Source organism: Paenibacillus sp. JT31N11, assembly GCF_056269285.1.
Map to the genome: position 1 here is coordinate 64,139 of NZ_JBWDNQ010000006.1, position 11,646 is coordinate 75,784.

General features: G+C 53.6%; 12 protein-coding genes. 11 read left to right on the top strand and 1 reads right to left on the bottom strand.

Going from position 1 to position 11,646, the window contains the following annotated elements:
- Positions 1–463 precede the first annotated feature (463 nt).
- The 10 genes from AC0YNV_RS20980 (at position 464) to AC0YNV_RS21025 (ending at position 9,452) form a co-directional block, all read left to right on the top strand.
- Positions 464–1,675 carry an oxalate decarboxylase family bicupin gene (locus tag AC0YNV_RS20980; RefSeq protein WP_475769752.1) on the top strand — a complete coding sequence of 404 codons (1,212 nt, stop codon included), beginning with the start codon at positions 464–466 and terminating at the stop codon, positions 1,673–1,675.
- A gap of 58 nt (positions 1,676–1,733) precedes the next feature.
- Positions 1,734–2,150 (top strand): DUF4395 domain-containing protein, encoded by a 417-nt coding sequence (locus tag AC0YNV_RS20985; protein ID WP_475769753.1) that lies wholly within the window; start codon positions 1,734–1,736, stop codon positions 2,148–2,150.
- Positions 2,151–2,317: 167 nt separating this feature from the next.
- Positions 2,318–2,992 carry a response regulator transcription factor gene (locus tag AC0YNV_RS20990; protein ID WP_475770040.1) on the top strand — a complete coding sequence of 225 codons (675 nt, stop codon included), beginning with the start codon at positions 2,318–2,320 and terminating at the stop codon, positions 2,990–2,992.
- Positions 2,989–3,966, top strand: coding sequence for a HAMP domain-containing sensor histidine kinase (locus tag AC0YNV_RS20995; RefSeq protein ID WP_475769754.1), 978 nt, complete (start codon positions 2,989–2,991; stop codon positions 3,964–3,966). The genes AC0YNV_RS20990 and AC0YNV_RS20995 overlap by 4 nt, the downstream gene beginning before the upstream one ends.
- A 188-nt stretch (positions 3,967–4,154) precedes the next feature.
- Positions 4,155–5,075 (top strand): ATP-binding cassette domain-containing protein, encoded by a 921-nt coding sequence (locus tag AC0YNV_RS21000; protein ID WP_475769755.1) that lies wholly within the window; start codon positions 4,155–4,157, stop codon positions 5,073–5,075.
- Positions 5,072–5,857, top strand: coding sequence for an ABC transporter permease (locus AC0YNV_RS21005; protein ID WP_475769756.1), 786 nt, complete (start codon positions 5,072–5,074; stop codon positions 5,855–5,857). Before AC0YNV_RS21000 ends, AC0YNV_RS21005 begins: the two co-directional genes overlap by 4 nt.
- 292 nt (positions 5,858–6,149) lie before the next feature.
- A complete protein-coding gene (locus tag AC0YNV_RS21010; RefSeq protein ID WP_210043029.1) occupies positions 6,150–6,761 on the top strand; it encodes a TVP38/TMEM64 family protein in 612 nt (203 codons plus the stop codon).
- 73 nt (positions 6,762–6,834) lie between these two features.
- Positions 6,835–7,656 carry a VanW family protein gene (locus AC0YNV_RS21015; protein WP_475769757.1) on the top strand — a complete coding sequence of 274 codons (822 nt, stop codon included), beginning with the start codon at positions 6,835–6,837 and terminating at the stop codon, positions 7,654–7,656.
- 24 nt (positions 7,657–7,680) lie between these two features.
- On the top strand, positions 7,681–8,589 hold the full coding sequence (locus AC0YNV_RS21020; protein WP_475769758.1) for an effector binding domain-containing protein: 909 nt from the start codon (positions 7,681–7,683) through the stop codon (positions 8,587–8,589).
- Positions 8,590–8,600: 11 nt separating this feature from the next.
- A complete protein-coding gene (locus AC0YNV_RS21025) occupies positions 8,601–9,452 on the top strand; it encodes a sugar phosphate isomerase/epimerase family protein (protein ID WP_475769759.1) in 852 nt (283 codons plus the stop codon).
- Positions 9,453–9,811: 359 nt separating this feature from the next.
- Here the strand turns inward: AC0YNV_RS21025 and AC0YNV_RS21030 are convergent, their stop codons facing one another.
- Positions 9,812–10,642, bottom strand: coding sequence for a phytanoyl-CoA dioxygenase family protein (locus AC0YNV_RS21030; RefSeq protein ID WP_475769760.1), 831 nt, complete (start codon positions 10,640–10,642; stop codon positions 9,812–9,814).
- 127 nt (positions 10,643–10,769) lie between these two features.
- On the opposite strand from AC0YNV_RS21030, the gene AC0YNV_RS21035 reads away from it, so the two are divergent.
- A complete protein-coding gene (locus AC0YNV_RS21035) occupies positions 10,770–11,633 on the top strand; it encodes a helix-turn-helix transcriptional regulator (RefSeq protein WP_475769761.1) in 864 nt (287 codons plus the stop codon).
- The last annotated feature ends 13 nt before the right edge of the window (positions 11,634–11,646 follow it).

Below are 11,646 nucleotides of genomic sequence, written 5' to 3' on the forward strand. Positions count from 1 at the left end.
GCTTAGTCGCGTACCAGCATACGCGCTCCGTGTAACGGCGGATTCCGTCCGGGCTTATTGTTTCCCTAGCGTCCCGTTATTACAGGACCGGCTGGTGCGCCGAGGCGCAGCACCCTAAGGAATGTTCAGCACGGCTTCTTCGGGAGGATATGTCAATTGACGGCAAACGTTGGCTTTCAGCGGCATGCCAACTCTCTGGGGATTGCCCGGCTCAAACGCACCTGTTCCCATCAGCGAATTTCTCAGGATTTCGGATTATTATTGTTATACTCCCGCGCGAGCGTTTTTGTCAACCGGCAATCGCCGTTATCTATTTGAGAATGGCATCGACGGGGCACATAACCTTGAAGCCCGCCTCATAAATTAATTAAATGTGATCCTGATACCGGACCGGAGACAACCTAATAGCTGCAGATGGAAGATGGGGCAAAAAGGGCAATTTGAACAGGAGGAGAATTTGTTTATGGAAGATACACCGAATCAGTTAAGGGGCAAAAAAGTCGAAATACCGGAGCCTATACGCCGCAGTGATGGAGCTGGGGCAACGGACCCGGGGCCGCGCGATATTATGCGCGATCTGGAGAACCCGGATATGCTCGTTCCTCCGGTAACAGATTCAGGTCTTCTGCCGAATATGAAATTCTCATTCTCCGACACCCATATGCAGCTGAATCAAGGAGGCTGGTCCCGGGAAATTACAGTCCGGGATTTACCGGTTGCGACTACGCTTGCGGGCGTGGATATGCGCCTGACTCCGGGCGGCGTTCGCGAGCTGCATTGGCATCAGCAGGCGGAATGGGCTTATATGCTGTGGGGCTGTGCGCGTGTGACCTCGGTTGATCAGAACGGACGCAACTTCATTGCCGATGTCGGGCCGGGGGACCTCTGGTATTTTCCCGCCGGAATCCCCCATTCCATTCAGGGGCTGGAAGAGGGCTGCGAATTTCTGCTGGTCTTTGACGACGGCAGCTTCTCCGATCTGAATACCCTCTCGATATCCGATTGGTTCGCGCACACGCCCAAAGAGGTGCTTTCCGCGAATTTCGGCGTGCCGGAGCATGCCTTTGACGCTATTCCGTCCGGGCAGGTCTACATTTATCAGGGCAGCATTCCAGGCTCGCTGGAAAGCCAGGCGGTCCAATCGCCGTATGGAACCGTTCCGCAAAGCTTCACCCATAATCTCCTGGCCCAGACGCCGCTCAAGACGCCGGGCGGGAGCGTGCGGATCGTGGACTCCAGCAATTTTCCCGCGGCCAAAACGATCGCTGCCGCTCTGGTAGAGATTGAACCGGGAGCCATGAGGGAGCTTCACTGGCATCCCAATAATGACGAGTGGCAGTATTATCTCACCGGGCAGGGGCGCATGACCGTATTTGCCGGCAACGGGATCGCCCGGACCTTCGATTACAGAGCCGGGGATGTGGGCTATGTGCCGTTAGCATACGGGCATTATATCCAGAACACAGGTACTCAGACCTTATGGTTTCTGGAGATGTTCAAGAGTGACCGCTTTGTTGACGTATCGCTCAACCAGTGGATGGCGCTGACGCCCCGCGAGCTGGTGGAGAGCAATTTGCATGTCGGACCGGAACTGCTTGATGCGCTGCGCAAGGAGAAATGGCCGGTCGTCGAATATCCGGGCTTCTCCTTTATTCCCCCAATAAACAGGTATTGAATTAATAATCCAAATCGGTTAAGTTGGAATTATCTGAACGAACAGGGGAGGTGGCACGGTGAAAGAAGTGCCGATGCCCTATATTAAGGCCAACCAGGCGGGAATTGTGCTGCTGGCTGCTGCCGCTTTTATTTTTCAGGAGCCATGGATCATTGCCGCGCTTTGGGTAATTCAGACTGCAGGTCTGCTGCTTGGGGGACAATGGAATCTGTTTGTCCGGATCGCGAAGCCGTTCCTGACCGTGGCTGGCCGGGAAACGCAAGCCCTGGAGCTGCAAAGGTTCAACAACACCCTGGCGGTCTTGTTCCTTACACTGTCGCTGGCGTCATTTGCTCTTGGCTGGACCATTGCGGGTTATGCGTTTGCCGTGCTGCTGGTGATCGCCGCCGGAGCTGCGCTGCTGGGAGCCTGCATCGGCTGCGTGGTCTATTTTCAGTACAAACAGTTTATGGCCAGAAGACGCCTCAGAACGTAAGCCCGGTTTGATGATTGCGGTAACGGCAGTCAGGCGGAATAAGACATCTCAAGGCACCTTTGCGTGGTGTCTTTTTTCTATCGAAACATAAGGGGAGAGGCTCGCATCCGGCGAAGCGCGGAATGGGCGATGAGTGGATTGTATGATACGATAAACCAAGGTGATGAATAATGAAAAAGATATTGTACATAGAGGACGATCCGGAAATCGGAAGCTGGGTTGTGGAAGAGCTGGAGCAAAGGGGATTTGCAGTGAAATGGCTCATGTCGGGCGAAGGGGCGGACAAGGAAGGCCGCAACCATGATCTTGTTATCCTTGACGTCATGCTGCCCGGCCTGGATGGCTTCACGGTTGGACAGCGCCTCAAAAAAGAATCTCCCCAAATACCCGTATTCATGCTGTCCGCACGATCGGCTGTAGACGACAAGCTTCAGGGCCTGCAGTTTGCGGACGATTATCTGACCAAACCGTTTCATCCCGACGAGCTGGCTGCGAGAGTGGAGGTTTTATTGAGGAGGTCGGGTTCGGTACCTTCGAATACGGTCATGCTTGGTCATATTGGCGTCAACCTGTCCGAGAACACGGTCAGGGACGACCGGACGGGAGAGGAAATCAAGCTGACAGGCAAGCAGTATCAAATATTGATGTATTTCCTGCGCCACCCGAATCAGATTCTGATGAAAGAACAAATCTATGAAGCGGTTTGGGGCGAGCCCTATATCGAAGGGGATAAAACATTATTGGTCCATATCCGGCATCTGCGGGAGAAATTGGAACTGAATCCTGGCTCCCCCGAAATTGTGGAGACAATCCGCGGCCTGGGTTACAGGGTAAAGCAATGAAACCGAAAAAATCGCTATTGAATCCCTATTTATTGATTAATTTTTTGACGGTGACGCTTTTGCCAATCCTGATCCTGGTAGTGTCCGTTGGTGTTTTTCCAAACTTCAGCGAATACAATCCTTATCTAAATTATATGATCGCAATCGTAACGATCCTGGGTGCCTTTATTCTGATCTCCTGGCTGTTTTTCTACAAAATAAGAAAAAGACTGATGCATCTGCAGGAAGCGATGGCCAAGCCGGCCGGCAATGGGATTCCTCTTCCAATCCGCATTGACAAGAGAGACGAGATTGGCCAGTTGGGGGATTCCTTCAACAAAATGGTTCATGAGCTTGAAGTCAGCCGTCAGCGCGAAAAAGAGGAAGAAGCGCTTAGACGGCAGCTGATTTCCAATCTGTCCCATGATTTAAGAACGCCTCTAACTGCGATCAGAGGTCACGCCTATCGGTTGAAGAAAGAATCTTTAAGTCCGAAGGGCCGGGAGTCGCTGGACGCCATCGATCATAAAATCAGTCATCTCGGGCAGCTGCTCGAAAATCTTCTCTCCTATACATTGCTGACGTCGGGAAAGTACCCGTACCGCCCGGTGAAGACAGATATGATTCGCCTGCTGAAGGCCTCCTTTACCGGCTGGTACCCCGCTTTTGAGAGTATGGGCTTCTGCATTGAATTGAAATGGCCGGAAACCACTTTTCACTGGGAGATCGACCCCCAATGGATGGAACGAATACTGGACAACTTTTATCAGAATATTAACCTTCATGCCAAACAGGGGAAATATATCGGGATAAGCGCAGATGCACAGCTGGAACGGATTACCATTGAAGACCGCGGACCGGGGATGCGCGTTGAATCAGCTGCCGGGGGAGCCGGGATCGGTCTGTCGATAGCGGGTCTGATGCTGCAGGAAATGCAGCTCCATTGGGAATTTGAAACCAATGAGCACGGAACGAAAATATGGATCCAAAAATGAATGCAGGAGCAAAAGGGGCTGAAGCGGGTTTCAGCCTCTTTTTTGTGCGCAGATAGAGCGGTGAAAATTAACCCAAATTTAAACGGGCCGCCCCTGGTTCTTAACCTTGACAAGCTAATATGAAGGCCGGGGTGAGGATCAGGAGTGGAATGATCGAAACCATCAATTAGAGAGGAGATGCCGTCAGAGTGAGCGATTACGTCCTGAGAACGAATCAGCTGTCCAAGGAATACGGGGGTCATAACGCGCTGGACCATGTCGATCTTTCCATACGCCGAGGCAGCATTTACGGTTTTATCGGGCAAAATGGAGCGGGCAAATCGACGCTTATGCGAATTGTAACCGGACTCGCCTTCCCGACAAGCGGCTCGATCGAGCTGTTCGGGAACAGCGGAGCGCAGGAGATCATGGGGGCCAGATCGCGCATAGGCACAACGATTGAAAGCCCGGCCTTGTTCCCGTTTATGACCGCTTACGAGAACATGGAAGTACAGCGGCTGCAAAAGGGAATCAGGGATAAGGAAGCCATTGAGGAAACCCTTGCGAAGGTCGGGCTGCAGGAGACCGGCAGGAAGCTGGCGGGAGATTTCTCCCTGGGAATGAAACAGCGGCTTGACCTTGCCATCGCACTGCTGGGACAACCGGAATTTCTTATTCTCGATGAGCCCACGAACGGGTTAGACCCGATGAGCGTCGTAGAGCTAAGGGGACTGTTAAAGAGGCTGAACCGTGAGGGCGGGATAACTATCCTGATTTCCAGCCACATTTTGAGCGAGCTTCATCTGCTGGCCACGCATTATGGAATCATTCATCAAGGAAAACTGCTGGAGCAGCTGACATTGAAAGAGCTGAGCGGGAAGTGCCGGCAGTATCTGCATATCAAAGTGGACGATTCCGGGCGGGCTGCCGAGGTGATGGGGCGGGAGCTTGAGGGTGCCGAATTCCAAGTGATGCCGGATGGCATCATCCGGCTGTTCAACCCTGTCGAGCATCCGGGCAAAGTCTCATCCATGCTGGCAGCCTCTGGTCTCGAAATCGAGCAGTTTACACCGATGGGCGAGCATCTGGAAAGCTATTTTGTCCAGCGGATCGCCAGGTGCGGGGCATGAGCCATTTGATAGCGTCGGAGTGGTACAAGCTGAGGAAGAACGGCCTGTTCCGTATCATCTGCTTTTTTATGGTTGCGAAGGCGGTCATTTTTCCGTTGTTTACTTATTGGAGTTATCCGAAGGACGGGGGATCGGGCATCACGCTCACCGGAATCGAAATGTATGTGAACGCGATGATGATGAATCAATTTTTTCTTAAAATTTCGCTGGGCCTTCTGGCCGGGTTTTTCATTTCCAGCGAATATTCCTCCGGCGTGTTAAAGAGAACCGTATCTGCCGGGAACAGCAGAAGGCAGGTTTATGTTTCGAAGCTTATGATTTACTCGCTTGGTGTGGGCCTGACCTCCCTGCTGGCTCCTGTCCTCAGCGTCGTCATCGAAATTCTGATGAGCGAAGCCGGCCTGTTGTCCGGATTCGGGCAGCCCACGGGAATTTCCACGATAGCGTATGTGCTCAGAACGCTCGGGTTCACCGTCCTGTTTGCCGCCGCTTTCGCATCCATCGCCGCATTTGCCGCCGTTGTCCTGGCTGACAATAGCAAAACAATCGGCTTTTCCATCCTGTTTTTCCTTTTTGTCGATCAGATTCTCCATTCTTTGGGCAATTACGTGCCTCTCTTCAAGATGGTGTATGATTACTCGCTTTTCAAGCTGTTCACGACGACGATCGAATTCAGAATGGATAACAGCGAGCTGTTCCTGTCTATCGTCATGCCGGCCGCAACATTCGCGGTCTTTGCGTTATGGGGGATCTATATTTTCCGCCGGAAAGAAATTCAATGACGGCAAGTCCAGCTCGTGCAAAGGGGTGATATCGTGAAAAACAGCATATATATGATAGTCGGAGTCATTGTAGTGGCGATTGTGCTGCTCATGTTTCTGATGCCGGCCCCGAATAACTAAGACAGATGGACGCAGTTGGATAAAACAAGCAGGCAGCCGGGAGTTTTCCTTGGGCTGCCTGCTGCTGCATGGAGCAGTTCACAAGAATATCCGGATTGCCTGCGTATTCCGAGGGTTTATTTGGTAAGATGAAGAAAGAATCGCCAACACGATAAACAGGATGTGCTCATAGATGGATATATCGTCGCTGCTTACGGAAGACAATCTGCAGGATCTAATGGAGCGGTACCGGTCATTCGGGCCGCTTCCGGGCATCCTCCTGACGTTTCTGAAATCCTTCATCCCTCCGCTCCCGACGCTGGTTATCGTGGGAGTCAACGCTGCCGTGTACGGCTTGTGGCTTGGTTTCTTCTATTCCTGGCTGGGCCTCATGCTGGGCTGCACGGCGACCTTCCTGATTGTCAGAAGAATTGCCCGCCACCCTTACATGCAGCGTTTTGCGGATAAGCCCAAGGTGAAACGCAGCATGGAATGGGCCCGCCGCAATGCGTTCAGCTATGTGATGCTGCTCAGCCTGTTTCCGGTAGGCCCTTTTGTTGTGATCAACATTGCCGCCGCCTTGGCCGGAATGCGCCTGCGGTCGTTTGCGGCGGCGCTTGCAATCGGTAAAGCCATTATGGTGTTCGCCGTTTCCTATATCGGCTACGACCTGTCCCGTTATGCGGAGCATCCGGTTCAAGTGCTGTATGTGGTTGTGTTCCTTGCGGCTTCCATCCTCGTAAGCAAGAAAATTGAGGCCTTCTTCGCGCGCAATGCCGCAAAACAGACAGACCCGGATCAATAGGGAGGCCGCCGGCTGCTTCCTTCCTGCTCCATGAGGTTAGTAGTAAGTAGCTCATCCGTGGAGGCGGTGAATCATGAAGAGACCCGTACCGCGATCAAGAATGAGACTGGCGGCAGGACGAACCTATTTTATGTGGAAAAGGTATCTGCAGTGGGTGCTGGACCGCACAGCATTCGCCAGGACATTCTCGGAGATGGATTTGGCGCACTGCATTTTCCGGCACGAAACGCCAACCCTGCGGGAGCTGAAGGATGTCGACATGTGGCTGCAGCATAACAAGGAAACGAATTTGCAATTGGCTGCAAAGCGGCTGAACGGGCTGATTCTCCGTCCCGGCGAGACGATGTCTTACTGGCGGCTGATTGGCAGCCCCAGCAAGCGCAAGGGCTATAAGCCGGGAATGGTGCTGTTCTACGGCGGCTTCAAACCGGGCATCGGCGGCGGCTTATGCCAGCTCTCCAATCTGATCTACTGGATGACGCTGCATACACCGCTGTCCGTCATTGAACGTCACCGCCACAGCTACGATGTGTTCCCGGATTCCAACCGGACGCAGCCGTTCGGAAGCGGAGCAACCTGCGCTTATAATTATCTGGATCTGATGATTCATAATCCGACGAAATCTTCGTATCAGCTTAAGGTTGAGCTTAGAGACCATCAATTAAAGGGCGAATGGCGCGGGACGGAGCAGCAGGTGTACACCTATGAGGTATACGAGAAAGATCACTGGATTACACAGGAATTCTGGGGCAGCTACGTCAGACATAATGTGCTTCACCGGCGGGTTTACGGGTTCGATGGGGAGCTGCATCACGATGAATATATTACGGAAAATCATGCACTCATGATGTATTCGCCGCTTTTGGAGCAATCTAACAGAAGCGAACATGAATAATTACGTTTAAGGGGGATTCCGGAAGTGACGAGGCAAAGCGAAACCGAACCATCCATGCAGGTTAGAACGGTTGTGATTGAGAAGATCCATCTGGTCGGTCTGCTGAGTCGGGACGGGCTGAAGAAGGAGCCGGAGCTGCGCGGGGAATTGAGTGCGAGGGCGGCCGAGATTGCAAACCGCACCGGGGAAGACGAGTATCTGGTCATTATCCCCGGGGGGCTGCTCGCAGCTGTGCCTGTGACGAGCATCGCGGATGTTCCTGATGGAATGATGGGCTATACCCTCATGGGGGATGAGTATGTATCGTTCAGCTTTGAAGCCGGCCAGGCCGCGGCATTCTGGGATTTTTTCGGCAAACCGGAGAATCTTGCACGCTATCATCTGGATACTGAAAAGCCGCGTTTTGAAATAATGAGGGAGGCACTCCAGCTCTCGGGCAGGACGGAGGTCTATTTTCCGTTGAAGGAGCGGGATGTGAAGGTGGTTGTGCTGCCGGAGCTGAAGCTGATCGGTATTCGTGTGGCGGCCGCAGATGCCACGGGATACGCGGAGCAAATTCCGCCAGCCTTTGAACGGCTGCGGGCACGGCGGGAGGAAATTGCCGGCAGAGTGGAGCCGGAGAAGCTGTACGGCGCGTTTTATGTCAGCAGCGAAACAGAGCAGGAGGAAGGCTACTGGGCCTGCACGGAGGTGGAGGATATTTTGTCTGTTCCAGAAGGAATGGAAGCAATGAAAGTGCCGCCGCAATCGTATGCGGTTACGGATCATCGGGGACAAATCAGTCAAATATTTCAAACCTATGATCAGCTGCATAAGTGGATTGCGGACAAGGGCTATGAGCGCGTCCTGCATGCCTGGCATCTGGAGCAATATGAAGCTGCCGGCAGGGGGGCAGTGATCGTTCATTTACATGATACGATTACCGTAGATTAAGGGGGGAAACCATGATTCGACTTGGAGGATCCATACCTGGAGCTGACGGAGATCCGCAGCAGCTGGCTCGGGCATATCGTGAATTCGGCTATCGCGCCGCGATTTGTCCGGAGGTTGAGGGGAGCGATTCGGCAGGCATCCGCAGCATACGGGATGCCTTCGCCGGGGAGGATGTCCTGATCGCGGAGGTCGGCTGCTGGTCCAATCTCGTAGACTCGGATGAGGCCCGGAGGAGGCGCAACCTCAACTTTGCTTATGAGCGCTTGAATTTGGCGGAAGAGGTCGGCGCGCTGTGCTGCATTACATATATCGGCTCCGCCGCTGCGAATACGCAGTATGACCCGCACCCGTTCAATCTGTCGCCGGAAGGCTTCGAGCTGGCGGTCGATACCGTCCGCGGCGTGATCGATACGGTGAAGCCGAAGAGAGCCAGGTTTGCGCTGGAATTTATGCAGTGGGTGCTGCCGGACAGTCCGGAGGCATGCCTCGATCTGATCAAGGCTGTGGACCGGCCGCAGTTTGCCGCGCATCTGGACCCCGTTAATATCATTCTGACGCCGCGTCAATATTTCAATAACGGAGAATTGATCAAACGCTGCTTCGAGCTGCTGGGCCCTTATATCGTGAGCTGTCATGCCAAAGATATCAAGCTGGGCAACAAGCTGTCTTTGCATCTTGATGAGACGCTGCCGGGAACGGGGAACCTGGATTACGGAACATATCTGCGCGAGCTGAACAAGCTGCCGGGCGAAATCCCGCTGCTGCTCGAGCATCTCCACACGGTTGAGGAGTACGCGCAGGCCCGGGATCATTTGACTGCCGTCGGCAGGGATGAAGGCATCCTCTTCTACGGAGCGGAGTAATAGTGTCCGCCAGTCTGCGGGTGGTTGAAGCTGTGGAGGAACATGAAAAGGGTTTATGGCTGCCTGCAGAAGATAATCTGCAGCGTCCATAAACCCTTTTTCAAAATATAGAATGTATAAACTCTGCCATACTTTGCTTATATTTCTAAGGAAAGAAACTCACTCTGCCGCCAAATGGACGGGACAGCCGTTTCTTCTAAAAATACCGGCAAAGTATAAATTTTATCCTGTTCTTTCCGATATTTCAGAGAGAATAGCTTTTTGCGGGAACCGCCAGGGGACGATCTAAGCCGTTTCTTCCTGCTGCTTGTGCAGCAGTTCGCTTGTCACGCGGCTGATTTTTCCCTGCTTGGGCCGCTTCAGCACTCCGCTTTGGTCATTTCATTGGTGAAGATCCGTTTATACTCCTGCGGTCTCAGCTTGACCGCCGATTCCGGGGCATAATGGAACTGAAGCGCGCGGCGGCGTTTGTCCGAGAAGTTGTACGGCGTTCCATGATAGGTCAGGCCGTGGAAGAACAGAATACCGCCTGGCTTCAGAGGTACGGCAGCATCCCGGTCCACAGGGACATTGATATCGCAGATCTGCCAGTCGCGGACAGCGTAATGAGGCGTCGCGCCGATCATATGGGAGCGGGGAATCACATGCATGCAGCCGTTATCAATACCCGCCTCGTCCAAGGCAATCCACACGCCGATCACCGGCTTGTCGAAGGCCAGCGGACCGTAAGCCATGTCCTGGTGCCAGGGCTTCTCGCCGCCGCCGTGCGGAGGCTTGAGCAGAGCCATGTCCTGGGCCAGCTTCGATGCTTCTCCCAGCAGCTGCTCAATGATGGCAAGAATACCTGAATGCCCGGCCAGGACGCGCAGCCGCGGCTCCACATCGACAAAGTTGTGGACCTTGCGGACGGCAAGCTCCATCTCCTCTCCGGGTGCAAGCTCGCTCCGCGGTTTGACGAATTCCACTTGCGCACCCGTGTCGGGATCGCCGATAATATCCGAGATTGCCTGCACAGCGGATTGGATTTCCGCATCCGACAGCATGTTCTCAATGGCCAGGAAGCCCTGCTCGTAGAACTGTCTGATATGCTCTCCGGTGAATTCAGCTCCTGAGGCCAGCGGAGTGTGTACAGTCTTGATCGGATACAGCCGTTCGTTGATTTCCTGCGGATTGACGGCAACTTTTCTCATCTGCTTCAACTCCCGTTTCGTGGTTGGTTTCTATCTCCAATTTAACCGATCAGGGGGCAGATCCAAATGGCGGAAAAGGCTTTATTTTTGTAGGAAACGGCATAAGGGCAAGAAATGGGGGAAAGTGATGGAGCCTGGTATGGAGGATATAGGAAGCTGGCATTTCAACAATGCGGGCGCTTGCGGCAAAGCGGTATGCGAACCGGAGTGGCGTTGGGACCCTCCTGCCCCCATGGAGGATTATGACATTTGGTACGTGATGGAAGGGCAGGGAATGATCCAGATCAACGGAACGGCTTATCCCGTCAGCCGGGGCACCTTTGTCCTCCTCTATCCGGGGGACGTCATCCAGGCCCGCCACGAGCCGGATGACCGGTTGACGGTCATTTATGTTCACTTTCAGTTTGAACCGGAAGGAGGGCTTGCGCCCGGACAATCCGGGCTGCCTCGCTATTTGTGTCTGGAGGACCCGCAGTGGCTGGAAATGTATCTGCTGCGGGTGCTGGAGGTGGATCGCTGGGAGAGCAAATGGAAGGAAGAAGAGTTTGACCTGCTGCTCAGGCTGATCATGATCCGTCTTATACGCGAGACGGATCTGCAGGAGCAGGAGACGCCTGTCTCCCGGATGAACCGTCAGCGGATACAGAAGGTGACCGATTACATGCGCCAGCATATGCGCGAGCGGCTTACTCCTGGGCAAATAGGCGATGTCTTCGAATGCTCCCCCCGTTACTTAAGCAGGCTGTTCAAGCAGTATACGGGAATTTCGCTGAAGGAGTCTATCACCCGGATCCGTATGGAACGGGCGACGGTGCTGCTGGCCGAAACCTCGATGACCATCACGCAAATAGCGGAAGCCGTCGGCTATTCGGAGCTTTTTTATTTCTCGAAGCTCTTCAAGCATATCCATGGTGTCTCCCCGCAGCATTTCCGCTACAAAGGCGTGCTGTCGGAGAAGCATACCGTAACCCACGAGCCGGATAAAAGCTGAATCAGCCGTGAGC